Source organism: Bacillus sp. LQ01, from assembly GCF_057624735.1.
Genome location: NZ_JBYEZL010000002.1, coordinates 709,044 through 726,213 on the forward strand (window position 1 = coordinate 709,044; position 17,170 = coordinate 726,213).

The 17,170-nt window shown below is 36.3% G+C and carries 20 protein-coding genes and 1 riboswitch; of the genes, 12 read left to right on the forward strand and 8 right to left on the reverse strand.

Annotation, left to right across the window (positions count from 1 at the left end; all coding sequences use genetic code 11):
• Positions 1-33 precede the first annotated feature (33 nt).
• The 8 genes from AC22L0_RS16120 (at position 34) to AC22L0_RS16155 (ending at position 6,796) form a co-directional block, all read left to right on the forward strand.
• Entirely contained in the window at positions 34-390 is a 357-nt protein-coding gene (locus AC22L0_RS16120) for a hypothetical protein (protein WP_000726902.1), read from the forward strand.
• Between the two features lie 77 nt (positions 391-467).
• Complete coding sequence (bioA, locus tag AC22L0_RS16125; RefSeq protein WP_002062238.1) at positions 468-1,901, forward strand: adenosylmethionine--8-amino-7-oxononanoate transaminase; 1,434 nt, start codon at positions 468-470, stop codon at positions 1,899-1,901.
• Entirely contained in the window at positions 1,901-2,629 is a 729-nt protein-coding gene (gene bioD, locus AC22L0_RS16130) for a dethiobiotin synthase (protein ID WP_087967340.1), read from the forward strand. The genes bioA and bioD overlap by 1 nt, the downstream gene beginning before the upstream one ends.
• On the forward strand, positions 2,595-3,782 hold the full coding sequence (bioF, locus tag AC22L0_RS16135; protein ID WP_001077287.1) for an 8-amino-7-oxononanoate synthase: 1,188 nt from the start codon (positions 2,595-2,597) through the stop codon (positions 3,780-3,782). Before bioD ends, bioF begins: the two co-directional genes overlap by 35 nt.
• Positions 3,779-4,519 (forward strand): alpha/beta fold hydrolase, encoded by a 741-nt coding sequence (locus tag AC22L0_RS16140; protein ID WP_087967342.1) that lies wholly within the window; start codon positions 3,779-3,781, stop codon positions 4,517-4,519. Before bioF ends, AC22L0_RS16140 begins: the two co-directional genes overlap by 4 nt.
• Positions 4,485-5,294, forward strand: a complete 810-nt coding sequence (bioC, locus tag AC22L0_RS16145; protein WP_000608906.1) for a malonyl-ACP O-methyltransferase BioC — start codon at positions 4,485-4,487, stop codon at positions 5,292-5,294. Before AC22L0_RS16140 ends, bioC begins: the two co-directional genes overlap by 35 nt.
• Before the next feature lies 1 nt (position 5,295).
• Positions 5,296-6,294, forward strand: a complete 999-nt coding sequence (gene bioB / locus AC22L0_RS16150) for a biotin synthase (RefSeq protein WP_087967346.1) — start codon at positions 5,296-5,298, stop codon at positions 6,292-6,294.
• Between the two features lie 181 nt (positions 6,295-6,475).
• Positions 6,476-6,796: a hypothetical protein gene (locus tag AC22L0_RS16155; protein ID WP_000280032.1), complete on the forward strand. Its 321-nt coding sequence runs from the start codon at positions 6,476-6,478 to the stop codon at positions 6,794-6,796.
• Between the two features lie 22 nt (positions 6,797-6,818).
• On the opposite strand, the gene ribH is transcribed toward AC22L0_RS16155, so the two are convergent.
• The 5 genes from ribH to AC22L0_RS16180 form a co-directional block, all read right to left on the reverse strand.
• Positions 6,819-7,280, reverse strand: coding sequence for a 6,7-dimethyl-8-ribityllumazine synthase (gene ribH, locus AC22L0_RS16160; RefSeq protein WP_000230895.1), 462 nt, complete (start codon positions 7,278-7,280; stop codon positions 6,819-6,821).
• 18 nt (positions 7,281-7,298) lie between these two features.
• On the reverse strand, positions 7,299-8,492 hold the full coding sequence (ribBA, locus tag AC22L0_RS16165; RefSeq protein WP_087967348.1) for a bifunctional 3,4-dihydroxy-2-butanone 4-phosphate synthase/GTP cyclohydrolase II: 1,194 nt from the start codon (positions 8,490-8,492) through the stop codon (positions 7,299-7,301).
• A 12-nt stretch (positions 8,493-8,504) separates the two neighbouring features.
• Positions 8,505-9,149, reverse strand: coding sequence for a riboflavin synthase subunit alpha (gene ribE, locus AC22L0_RS16170; RefSeq protein ID WP_000493910.1), 645 nt, complete (start codon positions 9,147-9,149; stop codon positions 8,505-8,507).
• Complete coding sequence (gene ribD / locus AC22L0_RS16175; protein WP_487272345.1) at positions 9,131-10,243, reverse strand: bifunctional diaminohydroxyphosphoribosylaminopyrimidine deaminase/5-amino-6-(5-phosphoribosylamino)uracil reductase RibD; 1,113 nt, start codon at positions 10,241-10,243, stop codon at positions 9,131-9,133. Before ribD ends, ribE begins: the two co-directional genes overlap by 19 nt.
• A 305-nt stretch (positions 10,244-10,548) precedes the next feature.
• A riboswitch (FMN riboswitch) is annotated at positions 10,549-10,692 on the reverse strand.
• 190 nt (positions 10,693-10,882) lie between these two features.
• Complete coding sequence (locus AC22L0_RS16180; RefSeq protein WP_001151582.1) at positions 10,883-11,089, reverse strand: CDGSH iron-sulfur domain-containing protein; 207 nt, start codon at positions 11,087-11,089, stop codon at positions 10,883-10,885.
• 287 nt (positions 11,090-11,376) lie between these two features.
• Between AC22L0_RS16180 and AC22L0_RS16185 the strand changes: the two genes are divergently transcribed.
• Positions 11,377-11,622, forward strand: coding sequence for a DUF2552 family protein (locus tag AC22L0_RS16185; protein WP_000360793.1), 246 nt, complete (start codon positions 11,377-11,379; stop codon positions 11,620-11,622).
• Positions 11,623-11,631: 9 nt separating this feature from the next.
• Here AC22L0_RS16185 and AC22L0_RS16190 read toward each other — a convergent pair whose 3' ends face one another.
• Positions 11,632-12,558 carry an alpha/beta hydrolase gene (locus AC22L0_RS16190; protein ID WP_000819234.1) on the reverse strand — a complete coding sequence of 309 codons (927 nt, stop codon included), beginning with the start codon at positions 12,556-12,558 and terminating at the stop codon, positions 11,632-11,634.
• A gap of 81 nt (positions 12,559-12,639) precedes the next feature.
• Between AC22L0_RS16190 and AC22L0_RS16195 the strand changes: the two genes are divergently transcribed.
• Positions 12,640-13,122: a GNAT family N-acetyltransferase gene (locus AC22L0_RS16195; protein WP_000902438.1), complete on the forward strand. Its 483-nt coding sequence runs from the start codon at positions 12,640-12,642 to the stop codon at positions 13,120-13,122.
• A gap of 99 nt (positions 13,123-13,221) precedes the next feature.
• Complete coding sequence (locus tag AC22L0_RS16200; protein ID WP_048567765.1) at positions 13,222-14,085, forward strand: LacI family DNA-binding transcriptional regulator; 864 nt, start codon at positions 13,222-13,224, stop codon at positions 14,083-14,085.
• A 24-nt stretch (positions 14,086-14,109) separates the two neighbouring features.
• On the opposite strand, the gene AC22L0_RS16205 is transcribed toward AC22L0_RS16200, so the two are convergent.
• Positions 14,110-15,429: a Na+/H+ antiporter family protein gene (locus AC22L0_RS16205; RefSeq protein WP_000994819.1), complete on the reverse strand. Its 1,320-nt coding sequence runs from the start codon at positions 15,427-15,429 to the stop codon at positions 14,110-14,112.
• Positions 15,430-15,560: 131 nt separating this feature from the next.
• The gene (locus AC22L0_RS16210) at positions 15,561-16,559 is read right to left on the reverse strand and encodes an alpha/beta fold hydrolase (RefSeq protein WP_000898975.1); all 999 of its coding nucleotides are present in this window, start codon (positions 16,557-16,559) and stop codon (positions 15,561-15,563) included.
• 121 nt (positions 16,560-16,680) lie between these two features.
• On the opposite strand from AC22L0_RS16210, the gene AC22L0_RS16215 reads away from it, so the two are divergent.
• The gene (locus AC22L0_RS16215; protein WP_000151926.1) at positions 16,681-17,157 is read left to right on the forward strand and encodes a ribbon-helix-helix domain-containing protein; all 477 of its coding nucleotides are present in this window, start codon (positions 16,681-16,683) and stop codon (positions 17,155-17,157) included.
• Positions 17,158-17,170 lie beyond the last annotated feature (13 nt).

Below are 17,170 nucleotides of genomic sequence, written 5' to 3' on the forward strand. Positions count from 1 at the left end.
ACGTTATAATGAATTTGAAAGGGGGAGGAAAGAGTGAAGAAAAAAATAATTCTTTTTACCACTTTATTAGTTATTGGAGGAAGTGCTGGAATTTACACAGCTTTTGCGGCTGAATCAGAGCAACTGAAACAAAAGCAAATACAACAATCAGAAGTGAAGAAAGTAAAAGAAATAGAAGAGAAGAAATCAATGGAAAAAGCAGCAGAGAAACTAGGAGTTTCTACAGAGGGAAAAACAAAAGAAGAGGTTACGAAAGAAGTAAATACCGCTAGGTTTGAGAAGCGTCATGATTTATTAATTGAGCACGCTAAGCAACTTGGAATTGATACAGAGGGGAAAAAAGATGAAGAAATTATTTTAGAAATTGGAAAGATACAGCATGGAAAGTAGAACAACTTATCGTATGATAAGTTGTTCTTTTTTAAGAACGATTTGATTTTAAAATAATTGACAGTCATTCAGATTTAATGTTAACTATATTTATAAACGAGTTAACATTAGGGGTGACAATTGTGACAATAAATAGTAAAACGATTGAAAAATCATCTTATACATATGAAGAATTAGCAGAGAAAAATAAAGCTTACGTATGGCACCCATTTACACAAATGAAAGATTATTTAGAAGAAGATCCTGTCATTATTGAACGTGGAGAGGGAAGAAAGCTATACGATGTAAATGGTAATGAATATTGGGATGGTGTTTCATCTATATGGTTAAATGTTCACGGACATCAAGTACCGGAATTAGATGAAGCAATTCGTGAGCAATTAAATAAAATTGCTCATTCTACTATGTTAGGACTTGCTAACGTTCCATCTATTTTATTAGCAGAAAAAATTATTGAGGTTGTACCAGATGGATTGAAGAAGGTATTCTATTCTGATTCAGGTTCTACCGCTGTTGAAATTGCAATTAAGATGGCTTTCCAATATTGGCAGCATAAAGGGAAACGAAAGAAACAAAGATTCGTTACATTAAAAGAAGCATATCACGGTGATACAATTGGAGCTGTTTCGGTAGGAGCAATAGACTTGTTTCACCAAGTGTATAGTTCGCTCTTATTTGATGCGATTAAAATGCCGTATCCATATACATATCGTTCTCCTTACGGAAATAATAAGGAGGAAATTGTAAAAAGCCATTTAGAAGAAATGGAAGAATTGTTGAAAGAAAAGCATGAAGAAGTAGCTGCCATCATTGTAGAGCCATTAATGCAAGGTGCTGGCGGGATGATTACAATGCCAAAAGGATATTTAAAAGGACTGCGCGATTTATGTACTAAGTACAATGTATTATTTATTACAGATGAGGTAGCGACTGGATTTGGGCGTACAGGGAAAATGTTTGCGTGTGAACATGAAAATGTGACGCCAGACATTTTAACTGCTGGGAAAGGTTTAACAGGTGGATATTTACCAATTGCAGTTACGGTAACGACAGATGAAATATATAATGCCTTTTTAGGAGAATATGAAGAACAAAAAACATTTTTCCATGGACATAGCTACACAGGCAATCCGTTAGGGTGTGCCGTAGCAATCGCAAATCTAGAACTATATGAAAAAACAAATTTAATAGAAGAAGTGGCACGTAAAACGGATTATGTGGCAGCGCAATTAGAAAAGCTCTTTGCGTATAAACATGTAGGTGATATTCGTCAGTGCGGATTAATGGTTGGTATTGAGCTTGTGAAGAATAAGGAAACGAAAGAAGCGTTTGACTGGACAGAAAGAGTCGGTGTTCAAGTATGTAAACGCGCAAGAGAGCTGGGTATGATTTTACGACCGCTAGGTAACACGATTGTATTTATGCCACCACTTGCTTCTACTTTTGAAGAGATTGATGATATGTTACGCATTTTATATAAGGCAATCTCGGATGTTACGGAGGGAGAATAATGAGTGGTTTTTTCATAACAGCAACTGATACTGAAGTTGGAAAAACAGTAGTTGCAGGTGCTATAGCAGGTGTATTTAGACAATTAGGATATAACGTAGGGGTGTATAAACCGTTGCAAAGTGGGCATGTTGCATCAAACCCTGAGGGAGATGCGGCAAGGTTAAAAGCATTATCAGGTGTGCCGACACAAGAAAATGAAATTTGCCCTTATTCTATTGAAGAACCACTTGCTCCGAGACTTGCCATGAAAAGAGCTGGAAGAGTAGTAAAGTTAAAAGAAATTACTGATTACTATAATGAACTATTAAAAGAGTTTAATAGCTTATTTGTAGAAGGAGCAGGTGGGCTTGCTGTCCCATATACAGAAGATGCTTTAGTAATTGATTTTGCAAAAGAATTACAGTTGCCTCTTATTGTAGTAGCTCGTCCTATATTAGGAACAGTAAATCATACAGTGTTAACGATTGCTTACGCAAAGGCGCATGGCTTAACCGTAGCGGGTGTCATTTTATCAGGTTGCAAAGAATGTGAAATGGAAAGAGTGCAAGAAAATAAAGAGATGATTGAAGAGCTGAGCGGGGTACCAGTTTTAGGATTATTACCATTCTTTGAAGGTGAGTTTACGAAAGAAGAAGTCTTAGAATCTGCAAAAGAACATATTATGATTTCAAAATTAGAGGAGTTTATCCAAAATGAATCAAACGTGGCGTGCGCACCTTCAATGTAAATTACAACAATTACATGAGCAAGGGCAGTATCGTGATTTGCATGTAACAGAGAAGGCAGAAGAGACTTGGCTTATTCGAGATAAAAAAAGGATGTTAAATTTAGCGTCAAATAATTATTTAGGGTTAGCTGGAGATGAAAGGTTAAAAGAAGCTGCTATTGCCTGTACAAAAAGATATGGAACTGGAGCGACTGCCTCTCGTCTCGTTGTAGGAAATCATCCATTATATGAAGAGGTTGAGAGAAGCATATGTGACTGGAAAGGTACTGAAAGAGCTTTAATTGTAAATAGTGGGTATACGGCAAATATAGGTGCCATATCTTCTTTGGCCTCTCGGCACGATATTGTTTTTAGTGATAAGTTAAATCACGCAAGTATTGTTGATGGAATCATATTAAGCGGGGCAGAGCATAAAAGGTATCGTCATAATGATTTGGATCATTTAGAGAAGCTGTTGAAAATGGCTTCGCCTGAAAACAGAAAATTAATCGTAACAGATACCGTTTTTAGTATGGATGGTGATACTGCGTATTTGAGAGATTTAGTACAGCTGAAAGAGAAGTACGGGGCAATCATTATAGTCGATGAAGCACATGCGAGTGGAATATATGGAATCGGCGGAGCTGGGTTATCTCATATAGAAAAAAATCTTGCTCAAAAAATTGATATACATATGGGGACGTTTAGCAAGGCTTTAGGGTGTTATGGTGCGTATTTGACAGGTGATGAAATTTATATAGAGTATTTACAAAATATGATGAGAAGCTTTATTTTTACTACAGCTTTACCACCAAGTACGTTAGGAGCAGTGCAAAAAGCAATTGAAATTGTAAAAGAAGATAATGAAAGAAGAGAGAACCTTATAGCAAACGGAGAATACTTCAGAACTAAATTAAGGGATGCTGGTTTTGATATTGGGAATAGTTCAACTCATATTGTACCGATTGTAGTCGGTTCAAATGAACATGCTTTACGATTTAGTAAAAGGTTGCAAGAGGCAGGGATTGCGGCCATTGCAATTCGTCCGCCAACTGTGCCGGTTCATAGTTCTCGAATTCGCTTTGCAGTTACATCGCAACATACAATAGCTGATTTAAAATGGGCTATTGACCGAATTATTCACATTGCGAAAGAAGAGGAGATTTTCGTATGAACGAGCTAAAGATTATTTTTATCCCCGGATGGGGAATGGAAGAGAATATTTGGGATTTAGTACTTCCGTATTTTAAAGGATATCCTGTTCAATGCGTAGATTGGCGTAATGTGAAAGAACGAAGTGAATTTGCGGAACGAATTATAGATGTAGCGCATAACGACAACGTAATTTTAGTTGGATGGTCACTAGGAGCGTTAGCAGCAGTTGAAGCTTATAAAAAGATTCAGGCAAAAGGCATCGTATTAATTGGTGGGACTGCTAAATTTACAAATACGAGCGACTATAGTAATGGATGGAATGCTTTGCATGTAGAACGGCTGAAAAGGAATTTGGTGAGAAGGAAAGAAGATACGCTCAAGCGGTTTTATGAAAATATGTTTACGAAAGATGAGCTAAAAGAGAACAAAAATTTTGAAGACATTGTAGACCATTTTAAAGGTGATTCTATTCAGTCTTTACAACTAGGTTTGGATTATTTAATAGAAACAGATATGAGAGAAGAACTAAAAGAAATTAAAGTACCTATACTACTTATCCACGGAGAACAGGATGTAATATGCCCATTGTCTGCGGCACGTAGTATGACGGAGAATAGCAGCAGCGAGCTGAAAGTAGTAAGTGAAGCAGGGCATGCATTATGTGTAACGAATTTTGAATATTGCGCAAATGAGATAATTCAATTTGTAGAGGGGATACGACATGATCAACAAAACGTTACTACAAAAACGGTTTAATGGGGCAGCCGTATCTTACGATCGATATGCAAATGTACAAAAAAAGATGGCACATTCATTACTTTCAATCTTAAAGGAACGATATAGTGAAACGGCATCAATACGTATTTTAGAACTGGGATGCGGGACGGGGTATGTAACAGAACAATTATCAAAGTTATTTCCGAAAGCACATATTACAGCAGTTGATTTTGCTGAAAGTATGATTGCGATTGCGCAAACTAGACAAAATGTAAAAAATGTAACGTTTCACTGTGAAGATATTGAGCAATTACGATTAGAAGAATCATATGATGTCATTATTTCAAATGCTACATTTCAATGGTTAAATAATTTACAACAAGTGTTAAGAAATTTATTTCAACATTTGTCTATAGATGGGATATTACTCTTTTCAACGTTTGGACATGAAACATTTCAAGAATTGCATGCTTCGTTCCAACGTGCGAAAGAAGAAAGAAATATAAAAAATGAAATATCGATTGGTCAACGTTTTTATTCAAAAGATCAGTTGCTTCATATATGTAAGATAGAAACAGGGGATGTGCATGTTTCTGAAACATGTTACATAGAGAGTTTTACAGAAGTTAAGGAGTTTCTGCATTCTATTCGAAAAGTAGGAGCAACTAATAGCAATGAAGGATCATATTGTCAAAGTCCCTCACTCTTTCGTGCGATGCTACGCATATACGAAAGAGACTTCACGGGAAATGAAGGGATAATGGCAACGTATCATGCTTTATTTATACATATAACAAAAGAGGGGAAGAGATGAAATGAAACAAGTACAAACAAAAAGGGATTGGAAAAAACTTGCATACGACGTAGTGGAAGAAAAAATGATTACGAAAGAAGATGCAATAGCGATATTAGAAGCTGATGATACAGAAGTTTTAGAAATTATGAATGCAGCTTACATTATTCGCCATCATCACTTTGGTAAGAAAGTAAAATTGAATATGATTATTAATACGAAATCTGGATTATGTCCTGAAGATTGTGGATATTGCTCACAGTCTATTATTTCAGAAGCACCGATTGATAAATATGCATGGTTAACGCAGGAGAAGATTGTAGAAGGGGCACATGAAGCAATACGCCGTAAAGCAGGTACATATTGTATTGTAGCGTCTGGTCGTCGTCCGACGGATAAAGAGGTAAATCACGTAATTGGAGCAGTTAAGGAAATTTGTGAAACGACAGACTTGAAGATTTGTTGTTGTTTAGGTTTCTTAAATGAAGATCAAGCAGGACGTTTAGCGGAAGCAGGCGTGCACCGTTATAACCACAACTTAAATACACATGCAAATAATTACGATAGTATTTGTTCAACTCATACGTATGATGATCGTGTTGATACAGTTCAAAAAGCAAAACAAGCTGGTATTTCACCATGCTCTGGAGCGATTTTTGGCATGGGAGAAACAATTGAAGAGCGTGCTGAAATTGCATTTGAATTACAACGTATAGATGCAGATTCTATCCCTTGTAATTTCCTTGTTGCTGTAAAGGGGACACCTCTTGAAGGGCAAAAAGAGTTAACGCCAGTAGAATGTTTAAAAGTACTTGCAATGATGCGTTTTGTAAACCCAACAAAAGAAATTCGTATTTCAGGAGGACGTGAAATCAATTTACGTTCTGTACAGCCAATCGGTTTATTTGCAGCAAATTCTATTTTTGTCGGGGACTACTTAACGACAGCTGGACAAGAGCCGACTGCGGACTGGGGTATGATTGCAGATTTAGGATTTGAGATTGAAGAATGTGCATTATAAGATAGATGAAAAAGCAAACTTGTAAAAGAGTTTGCTTTTTTGTAAATAAAATGTAATAAATAGTTGTGAACGCTTGATACTATTGGTTTTTGAGCGAAAAAAAGAATTTTTGTGGACGAATTTTCCAAGCCCTAGTTGTACATAGTAAATATGTAATTTATATTGGGTTGGAGGATTTTACATGTACAAATACATATTAGCGATTATGACTTGTTTAATTTTAATAAAAGCAATAAGTTCTGATCCAGTTAAGGCTGCCGAAAATCCTGAACAAAAAGAGATGCAACAAAGAATCGAACAACACTTTCGAACGAAAGCTGAACATTTTGGATTGAAAACGGAAGGAAAAGATTTAAAGGAAGTTAGAAAAGAAATTACTATTATAGAAGAAGCGAAAAAAAGAGAGAATGTATGGAGAACAGCACAAGCTCTTCATATAAAAACAGAAGGAAAAACGATGAATGAATTAATAAAAGATGTACAAAAAAAGGTGAAAAAATAAAAAGAGGCCGCAGCCTCTTTTTTTATGCCCATTGTTTTGATAAGTGAGCCATTTCAATTGCAGCAACAGCTGATTCATATCCTTTATTACCAGCTTTCGTACCTGCGCGTTCAATCGCTTGTTCAATTGTTTCTGTCGTTAATACGCCGAAAATAACTGGGATGTCCATTTGTAGTGATAAAGACGCAACACCTTTTGCTACTTCATTACAAACGTAATCGTAGTGAGTTGTAGCACCTCGGATTACAGTACCTAGTGTAATAACAGCATCATACTTTCCGCTACTAGCCATCTTTTTAGCGATTAAAGGAATTTCAAATGCACCAGGAACCCAAGCAACATCAATATCATTTTCTTCTACACCGTGACGCTTTAATCCGTCTAAAGCGCCGCCAAGTAACTTACTTGTAATAAATTCGTTAAAACGTCCAACAACAACTCCAACTTTTAATCCTGTACCAACTAAATGACCTTCGAATACCATAATAAATCTCTCCTTTAATTATAAGTTTAGTAAGTGTCCTAATTTATTTACTTTCGTTTGTAAATACGATTTATTCTCTTCTTTTGCCGGCATTTGCAACGGTACACGCTCGACTACTTCTAAATCGTAACCTTGTAAGCCAGCAATTTTTCTTGGGTTATTCGTTAATAATCGTAAGCTTTGTAAACCTAAATCTTTTAATATTTGAGCACCGATACCGTAATCACGAAGATCAGCAGGGAAGCCGAGTTTTTCATTTGCTTCTACAGTATCGAATCCTTCTTCTTGTAATTTATAAGCGCGAAGCTTATTAAGAAGCCCAATGCCTCTTCCTTCTTGTCTCATATAAAGAAGAACACCTTTTCCTTCACGCTCAATTTGAGCAAGTGCTGCATGGAGTTGTGGTCCGCAATCGCAGCGATGTGAACCGAATACATCTCCTGTTAAGCATTCAGAATGAACACGTACAAGTACCGGTTCACCTGTTGAAATATCACCTTTTACAAGTGCGATATGTTCTTTCGTATCTAATGAGTTAGAATAGCCAATTGCGTGGAAAGTACCGAAATCTGTAGGTAATGTAATTTCCACTTCTCTCGTCACAAGTGTTTCATGATGGCGGCGATAAGCAATTAAATCTTCTATTGTAATCATTTTTATATCAAATTGTTTTGCACATTCTATTAAATCAGGTACACGTGCCATCGTGCCGTCCTCATTTATAATCTCGCAAATAACTCCAGCTGGTTCGGCACCGCATAGCTTTGCTAAATCAACAGCAGCTTCTGTATGACCTGCACGACGCAGGACACCGCCTTCTTTCGCAATTAATGGAAAGATATGTCCAGGCCGATTAAAATCAGTGCTTTTTGATGCAGGGTTTAACAATTCTTGTATCGTAGTTGCACGTTCGTGAGCACTAATCCCTGTTGTTGTAGAGACATGGTCAATGCTCACTGTAAACGCAGTATGATGTGAATCTGTATTATGAGATACCATTGGTTCTAATTGTAGACGTTCTGCGTACCCTGCTGTAATCGGTACACAAACGAGACCACGGCCATGTGTAATCATAAAATTAATTGTTTCTGGTGTAATGTACTCTGCTAAAGCAATAAAATCGCCTTCATTTTCTCGGTTTTCATCATCACATACGATAACGACTTTACCTTGTTTTAAATCTTCTAGAGCTTCTTCAATACGATGAAACATTGTGCTTCCCCCTTATAGAAATCCGTTTTCTTGTAAAAAGCTTTCAGTCATTGAACCTACTCGTTTTGTAGGTTTAGTAATAAAGCGTTCGATATATTTACCAATCATGTCACACTCAATGTTTACGATATCTCCGGCATTTTTTTCTCCAATGACAGACTCGCTTACTGTGTGCGGGATGAGTGAAATCGTTATGGAAGATTCGTCTATATCAAATATCGTTAAACTCGTTCCATCAACAGCAATGGACCCTTTCTGCAAACAATAGCGCAGCAGTTCATCAGAAATTGCTATTTTGTAATAGACGGCATTGTAATGTTGTTTTTTATTTAAAATTGTTCCGATGCCATCAATATGTCCTGAAACGAAATGTCCACCGAATCGTCCATTTGCAGCCATTGCTCGCTCTAAATTTACTTTAGAGTGCGGTTTAAGCATGCGAAGTGATGTCGACTGCATCGTTTCAGGCATTGCATCAACTGTAAATGAAGTAGTTGTAAAGCTTGTTACAGTTAAGCAAATACCGTTAACCGCGATACTATCGCCTAAGTGAACATCCGATAAAATTTTCTTTGCATGAATCGTTAATTTCATCGCTTCTCCGCTTTGTTGCATGTTTGCTATCGTTCCTAATTCTTCTACAATTCCTGTAAACATTCCGTCACCTCGTTTCGGGCATTCGCAACGATTTTTATATCATCACCAATTTGTTTCATCTCTTGAATTTTCAAGGAAAGCGCATCTTGTAATTTTGAAAAACCATTTCCTCCAAATAAAGTAGGAGCATCTTTCCCACCAATTAATTTCGGGCTTATATAGGTTACAATTTCATTAAAATTGTTTGTTTTTAAGAAACTTGCATGAATCGATTGGCCACCTTCAACGAATAGAGAAAGAATTTGTTTCTCTCCAAGAAAGGAAAGAAGGTCCGCGATTTCTATATACTTCGTTTCCATTTGGAATATAGTTATATTTTTAGATTCATAAGAAGATATTTTCTCTTTCTTTACATCCTTACCGACAATAATCCATGTTGGTGCTAAACCATCTGTTATAACATGAGAAGATGGTGGCGTTCGTAAATGGGGATCTAAAACAACGCGAATAGGATGTTTCCCACCATTTGGAATTCTTGTTGTTAAATGAGGATTATCAGCTATAACTGTATTCACTCCAACAAGAATTGCATCATGTGTATGGCGATATTGGTGAACATCAGCACGTGCTTCTTCACCTGTAATCCACTTACTTTCACCAGTTACAGTTGCTGTCTTTCCATCTAAGCTCATCGCTGTTTTGATTGTTACAAAAGGGCGTTTCGTTTTCATGTAGTGAAAAAAGTAGCGATTTAATAAAACTGCTTCTGCTTCAAGAACACCGGTAGTTACTTCAATTCTAGCTTCTTCTAATCTTCTTTTTCCGTTACCAGAAACGAGCGGATTACAATCGAGAGTAGCAATTACAACACGCTTAACTCCTTTTTCGATGAGCAATTCACAACAAGGTGGTGTTTTTCCAAAGTGGCTACACGGTTCCAGTGTTACATAAACGGTAGCGTCTTTGGCGTTTTGACCAGCCATTTGAAGGGCATAAACTTCTGCGTGTTCTTCACCAGCTCGTAAATGAGCCCCCATACCAACGATGTTTCCATCTTTTACAACAACAGCACCAACCATAGGATTTGGACTTGTTTGTCCTGATGTCCCTTCTGCTAACTGCAGGGCAATCCTCATATATTCTTGATCTGTCATTTTCTTCACCTCTCCTAAAAAAATCAAAAAACCCCAAGGATTTAATATCCTTGGGGTTTGGGAGACGTGATTTCTAGAAATATAGTTTGAATACGAAAGCATAGGAAAGAAACCTAACGATAATTGATATTTCTGCATAAGGAAAAAACCTAGCAAAATATCGAATTTTTAAACGCTAGTTGTCTCTTTTTATTTCAGTATAAAAAATAAGTATAGAAAATTAAACATATATAAAGAATCAAAATGAATCTTTAAAAATATGCATACTGAAATAAAAGTGTATTCACTATATAAAAAACTAGAAACATATCCTTCTCCCATCCAGACTATACTGTCGGCCCTAGAGTTTCACTAGATCCACCGTTTTCGAGTTGAAAACGGGTCACGGACTTAGAAGTTTTCACTTCATCACCGCCGGTTGGGAATTTCACCCGACCCCGAAGGATGCTGTTTGCTCAAATTATAGCACAAAAAAAATAAAAGGCTAGTAAAAAATATTCGAATGTGAAGAATTGTGTGAAAATATATGCAGGCTGGAATGGAAATAAAAGTATTAGAAATGTTGTAAAGAGAAGGGGTATAACGGAGTTGCTAAAAAGAAAAAACATGCACAAAAAAATGTGCATGTCACATGTAAAATTATTCTGCCTCTGGTGCTCTAACAACAGACTCGAATTTACCTTTATGCGAAGCGTCGCAATAAGGCATATTTTTTGATAAACCACACCGGCATAAAGAAAATGCCGGTTTTGCTGGGAATACATTCCCTTGTGAGTCGACTAATTCCACGTCCCCTGTAACGCGAAAAGAGCCATTATCATTTACTTTAATTTGTACTTTTGCCAACGTTATCCCTCCTTCCCAAACGCTTAATTTCATCATATAATCAAGGGAGGTGCTTGGCAATATAAAGTGAAACTTTAATTAGTGGGGGAGGCATCCCCACTAATTATTAGTTGAACCAATCGGGCTTTTAGGGGCAGTAAAACTCCCACCTAACTTCTTTGTTTCAGCCGAATTTTGAGGTGGGAGTTTTACTGCCCGCAAATAGCGGAGAAAAAAGAGCACTTTGTTTGAGAAAGAAGAGAGTGTTATAATAGTTTTCATAACTGACTAGAGTAAGGTGACGAGAGATGGATAAACAATTACATACATTACGAAACATTGCAAATGAGCGCACGTGGGCATCATTTTTGAATGATAATCATCCATATAGTTTGTTACATTGGTCCATTGCAGGTGTAGGGCAAGAGGCAAAGGATGTTTGGTTACTTCAAGATGAAGTAACATTTCAAACGACAGAATTCCCAACGTTAGATGATGCAATGCAATGGATTTCTGAAAATATGGAACAAGTTACAGACGTTTTAGCGCAATAAAAAACAGGCTTATGCAAGCCTGTTTTTTGTTTCTTTCACATATGTGTTTAAAAATTGATCGACGGCTGCTTCGTACTCTTCTTTATTTTCGTTATAAGAGCAAGCGTGTGCACCGTGTTCTGCAATATAAAGCTGCTTATTATTTTCTTTCGCTTCATATAACGCTTTTGTCATATCAGCTAAAATATAGTCGTCATCTTTACTATGAATAAAGAGAACGGGATTGTTAATGTTTTTTATACAGTCGATTGGTGAAACTTCACGAATTGTATAACCGTCACGAACTTTCAAAAATGCGTTTGCTAAAGGTAATAAAGGCCATTTTGGTAAATGGAATTCAACCTTTAAACGGTGCTGTAATTGTCCGTGAAAATCAGAGAAAGGACAATCTGCAATATAGAAATCAGCACCATCTTCTACAAGTCCTGCGTATTGAAGAAGTGTTGCAGCTCCCATAGATTCACCATGAATACCAAGTGTAATATTGGTGCCAAAACGGTTTTTTAGCCAGTCAACTACGGATTTTAAATCATGTTTTTCATAGTATCCATAGCTTGTTGTTTTTCCGCCAGTTTTACCATGACGACGATGATCGTAAATGAGGACGTTATATCCTCTTTTTAAGAATAAGTTTGCATATTTTACAGAGTTTATTTTATTTACAGTTACACCGTGGCAAAAAACCATAAACTTATTGGTGGAATGACCAGCAGGAATGTAATATCCGTGAAGGTCGTATCCAAATTGTGAAGGGATATGAATTTCTTCTTTATGAAGAGCATCAAAATCTTCTATACGAAAATGTTTTTTCGTTTCTCTTTCGAGTACTTCTTCCTCTGTTTTTTTCTTTAAGTACATCACTTTATTTGTAAAGAAAATCCCAAGGGCAGTTATTGCACCTAGTATAGTAAACAATGCTGCAAAAAAACGTTTCATACTTTACCTCATCCTCCAAATACCGTTACATGTGATACACTTATATTGTATCACAATGATATAAAAGGGGAGAAATAGGAAATGCTGCATATACAAAAAATTACGCCAGCGATGAAAGAAACAATCCGAATGTTCATGTGTGAGAACTGGGGAAGTTCATTGATGGTTTCACGTGGTAAGGGACATCAGTTAGAAGAGTTGCCAGGATTTGTTGCGCTCTCAGATGACAGAATAATCGGAATTATAACGTATGAAGTGACCAGAAATATGTGCGAAATTGTATCGCTAGATAGCTTTGAAGAAAGAAAAGGAATAGGGACGAAACTTGTGGATTGTGTATTACAAGTTGCAGAAGAAGAACGGTGCAGACAGGTTTGGCTTATTACAACTAATGATAATATGAATGCGTTACGATTTTACCAAAAACGTAATTTTGTAATGACTAATTTATATGTGAATGCGGTAGAGGAGGCACGAAAAATAAAGAAAGAAATTCCACGTATTGGATATGATAATATCCCAATTTTACATGAAATTCAGTTGGAGTATCGTTTAGTGAAATGATGTAACAATTTTCAGAAATATGAGTTATTAATCTTGACGGATAGTTTAATTTAGGTTACCGTAAAATTGTAATCTATTACCATATTAAGGGGTGACGATGTGGCAACTATACGTGATGTTGCAAAATTGGCAGGTGTTTCAGTCGCAACCGTTTCACGAGTTATTAATGAAAAAGGATACGTTCATGAGGACACAGTAAAACAAGTAAAGGAAGCAATTGAAGAATTACGTTATAGGCCAAACAGTGCAGCGAAGCCACTATTTAAAGAGGATTCAACGATAATTGCATTACTTGTAGATAATTTATGTAACCAATCAAACATCACTTTGCTACATTGTATTGAGGAAATAGCATATAAAGAAGGTTATCAAATCATTATTTGTAATATAGAGAATAAAGATAGATACATACATATGCTGAAGCAAAATAACATTGCAGGTGTTATTTTGACAAGAGCAGTTTTTAAAAGTGTAGGAAAAATTCCATTTCCGTTTGTTGTGATCGATGAGCAACAATCACATGGAAATTATTATGAAAGTGGACAGAGAGCTGTTTCTTTATTAAAAGAGAAAGGGTGTCACTTTCTTGCATATTTCGGTGAGGGAGAAGAAAGTGAAGAAATGGAAGATCATATAGCAGGGTTTTTAGACGCTGTTTGGGATGAAGGAATCTCTTATCGAGAAGAATGTGTACAAGGGTATACAAATAAACAATTTATTACATTATTGCAAAACAATCCGTATGTAGATGGAATTGTAGCCTCAAGTGATCAGATTGCTATTGAGTTAATTCGGTCAGCGAGATTTCTAAATATACATATACCAGATAAATTAAAAATTGTTGGACCGAATGGGAGTATAGAGTGTGAATGGATAGGTTCATCACTACCGACAATTGAAAACTATGTCAGAGATAATGGAAAAGTAGCTTTTCAACAATTAAAAGGAAAAATAAAAAAGTAAAAGGTGCGTTTTATACGCACCTTTTTATAATGTAATTGCGGCAATAAAGCCAAATATAAGTAACGGTATATTGTAATGTAGAAAAGTGGGTACACATGTATCCCATATATGATGGTGCTGACCATCAGCATTTAAACCGGATGTTGGTCCAAGGGTACTATCCGATGCTGGAGATCCTGCGTCACCTAGTGCTCCGGCTGTACCGATAATTGCAATTGTGGCCATTGGACTAAATCCAAGCTGAATGCAAAGAGGTACAAAAATGGTTGTTAAGATAGGGATGGTTGAAAAGGATGAACCAATTCCCATCGTAACGAGAAGTCCAATAACGAGCATAAGAAATGCAGCGAGTGGTTTGTTATTTCCGATTATATGTGCACTCGTTTGCACCAGAGATTCAACATGTCCTGTTTTTCGAAGAACAGCGCCGAATCCAGCGGCAGCAATCATAACAAAGCCAATGAAGGACATCATACGCATTCCGCTTGTTAATATCGCATCTGCTTCTTTAAGTGGTAGACTGCCACTAACTGATAAGACGATAATACCTGCTAAAGCACCGAAAATCATTGATTCGGTTGTTAATTGAACAGTTAATGTAGCAATAATAGATAATAACCCGAAAGTAATGCTACGTTTTGTATAGGGAACGATTTCATTTTCGGTAGTATGAATTTGTTCTGTTTCATACGTACGAGGTTTTCGGTACGTAATGAATACCGCTACACATAATCCAATAATCATACCGATTGCTGGAATAGTCATTGCTTTTGGAATAAGTGCGACATCAAATGTAAGACCGCTTTGCGCAGCGTTGGTTTGCAATACGTCATGATAAATTTTTCCGAACCCTGCAGGGATCCACATATAAGGAGTAATCAATCCAAATGTAATAATACATGTGACAAGTCTGCGATCCACTTTCAGCTCAGTTAATACTTTTAAAAGTGCTGGAATTAAGATGGGGATGAAAGCAATGTGAACAGGAATCACATTTTGTGAGAAACAAGCCATCATTAAAATAATGAATAAAATAAGTACCTTAGAATAAACTTGTTTTTTCGTGTCTTGTTCATTGCCAATCCATTTTAATGCAGTTTGAATCATAGCATCTGGAAGTCCTGTTTTGGAAAGGGAAATAGCGAAACCACCAAGCATTGCATAACTTAAAGCGATTGGAGCACTGTTTCCAAGACCAGTTGTAAAAGTGTTAATCGTTTCTGAAATACCGAGTCCGCCGATAAGTCCGCCTGTTAAAGCTCCAACAATGATGGCGACAATGACCTGGACACGTAACAAACTAAGCAATAGCATAATTGCTACTGCGACGAGTACAGCGTTCATAATAAATGTAATCTCCCTAAATTTTTATTCTGTTAAGACAAGTACATATGAAACATTTTGCTATGTTTATACATACTTGCGACATATTATTATAAAATGTTTTCTATGAAATGTAAAAGAGCCTTTTGTTACTAATGCTGAAAAGCTAGCTCTTGTTTAATTGATTGCAAAGAATTGGCGAATAATTCTGGTTCTTCTAGATCAGGAGAATGTGCTGAGTTTGGGAACCAAATCATCTTTTTTATAGGCGCTTCAATAATATCGCAATATTCCTGAACGAGTGCATAAGGAGTTTGATAATCATAGCGACCAGAACAAAAATAAACTGGAATAGATAAACTTGAGATAGAAGAAAAGAAATCGATTGTCAGCATTTCTTCCCATAAAACGCCAGATTTTAAATTTCCTGCGAGAAACTTGAACCAATCTAATAGCGTGTACTCAGGAGAAAAGAAACCTTTTCGTATGAAAGAAAAGGAAGATCCATTTTGGATTGCGCCTCCGAATGTGCCAAGCCACTTTCTTTGAATAATGAGACGTCTCGTATCTAAAAATGGTGGCTTTCCTAATTTTAAAAGGGAAGCTAATGCTTTTTTATGATTATGTTTTTTTGCAGAACGAATTAAATGTTGATATAGCAATTCTTCATTTTGTTTCATATGTACAATTTGCCCAATACCGATGTAAGCCTCAATATACTTTGGATATTGATGTGCTATGTTAAGCCCAATGATACTTCCCCAAGAATGACCAGCGAGAAATAGTTTTTGTTTGTTGAACCTTTTAAGTACATATTGAATCACTTCTTTTGCATCGGAAACGAATTGTTCGATTGTGAAATTTGCTCCGAAATCTTTCATTGAAAAGGATTTACCAGCCCCGCGCTGATCCCAATTAATAACAATAAATTGCTTCTCTAATTCTTTTTGAAAATGGCGAATAAATCCGATTTGTGCCATCCCAGGTCCGCCGTGACAGCATAATAAAATAGGTTGCTCTACGTTTTGTCCACGCATAAGGAGAGTTTGTTTTCGATTATTAATCATAACGCTTTCTATCGTAGCGATACTGTTAGGAATGAGTTGTTTGTTTTCATTATAGAACTGAGGGGTGTAGCTACGAAAAAGCATATTGAAAACCTCCTTTTGTGAAATCGTATGAATCGCACAGGCTATTCATTTTGCATATACTGTTAGAAAATCATTGTAACATACCATACTAGTGTCATTTCAACACGGGAGGAGGGAAATTGTGACGATTGGAGAAATTATAGATGGTTTAAATAGACGTGAACCCATCGCTATTATAGCAAAACGTCTTGAAATAAGCCCGTATACATTATCGAAGAAATTAAGATTGATTGGATACGAATATGATGGAGAGCAGAAGAAACGTATTTTTGTAGGAGATGGAGAAGAACCACGTCACTTACAACTCCAAGAAGCGACCGCCCTTCAATATGAGAAAACAGATTATCAATTGTTAATTTATGAGCAATTACAAAGCATTTATGAATTATTAAGAAAAAGAGAAGAAGTAATTGTACCAATTATGAGTAAAAGTACAGAGAAGAAGAGACGAACCTTTTCTATTAATACAGAAATATTATCACAATTGGACCTTATATCAGAATCGAAAGGAATTCAAAAATCTAAACTTGTAGAAGAGGCGTTGCACCAATTTTTACAGCAATATGAAGTTGACAAAACATCACATTTTGATAACTAAAGAAAAGGATACT

What these genes read in the sequence shown, in the direction of transcription:
- bioA (WP_002062238.1), top strand. Translation starts at nt 468, where the DNA reads ATGTTAACTATATTTATAAACGAGTTAACATTAGGGGTGACAATTGTG.
- bioD (WP_087967340.1), top strand. Translation starts at nt 1,901, where the DNA reads ATGAGTGGTTTTTTCATAACAGCAACTGATACTGAAGTTGGAAAAACA.
- bioF (WP_001077287.1), top strand. Translation starts at nt 2,595, where the DNA reads ATGAATCAAACGTGGCGTGCGCACCTTCAATGTAAATTACAACAATTA.
- AC22L0_RS16140 (WP_087967342.1), top strand. Translation starts at nt 3,779, where the DNA reads ATGAACGAGCTAAAGATTATTTTTATCCCCGGATGGGGAATGGAAGAG.
- bioC (WP_000608906.1), top strand. Translation starts at nt 4,485, where the DNA reads ATGATCAACAAAACGTTACTACAAAAACGGTTTAATGGGGCAGCCGTA.
- bioB (WP_087967346.1), top strand. Translation starts at nt 5,296, where the DNA reads ATGAAACAAGTACAAACAAAAAGGGATTGGAAAAAACTTGCATACGAC.
- AC22L0_RS16155 (WP_000280032.1), top strand. Translation starts at nt 6,476, where the DNA reads ATGTACAAATACATATTAGCGATTATGACTTGTTTAATTTTAATAAAA.
- ribH (WP_000230895.1), bottom strand. Translation starts at nt 7,280, where the DNA reads ATGGTATTCGAAGGTCATTTAGTTGGTACAGGATTAAAAGTTGGAGTT.
- ribBA (WP_087967348.1), bottom strand. Translation starts at nt 8,492, where the DNA reads ATGTTTCATCGTATTGAAGAAGCTCTAGAAGATTTAAAACAAGGTAAA.
- ribE (WP_000493910.1), bottom strand. Translation starts at nt 9,149, where the DNA reads ATGTTTACAGGAATTGTAGAAGAATTAGGAACGATAGCAAACATGCAA.
- ribD (WP_487272345.1), bottom strand. Translation starts at nt 10,243, where the DNA reads ATGACAGATCAAGAATATATGAGGATTGCCCTGCAGTTAGCAGAAGGG.
- AC22L0_RS16185 (WP_000360793.1), top strand. Translation starts at nt 11,377, where the DNA reads ATGGATAAACAATTACATACATTACGAAACATTGCAAATGAGCGCACG.
- AC22L0_RS16190 (WP_000819234.1), bottom strand. Translation starts at nt 12,558, where the DNA reads ATGAAACGTTTTTTTGCAGCATTGTTTACTATACTAGGTGCAATAACT.
- AC22L0_RS16195 (WP_000902438.1), top strand. Translation starts at nt 12,640, where the DNA reads ATGCTGCATATACAAAAAATTACGCCAGCGATGAAAGAAACAATCCGA.
- AC22L0_RS16205 (WP_000994819.1), bottom strand. Translation starts at nt 15,429, where the DNA reads ATGAACGCTGTACTCGTCGCAGTAGCAATTATGCTATTGCTTAGTTTG.
- AC22L0_RS16210 (WP_000898975.1), bottom strand. Translation starts at nt 16,559, where the DNA reads ATGCTTTTTCGTAGCTACACCCCTCAGTTCTATAATGAAAACAAACAA.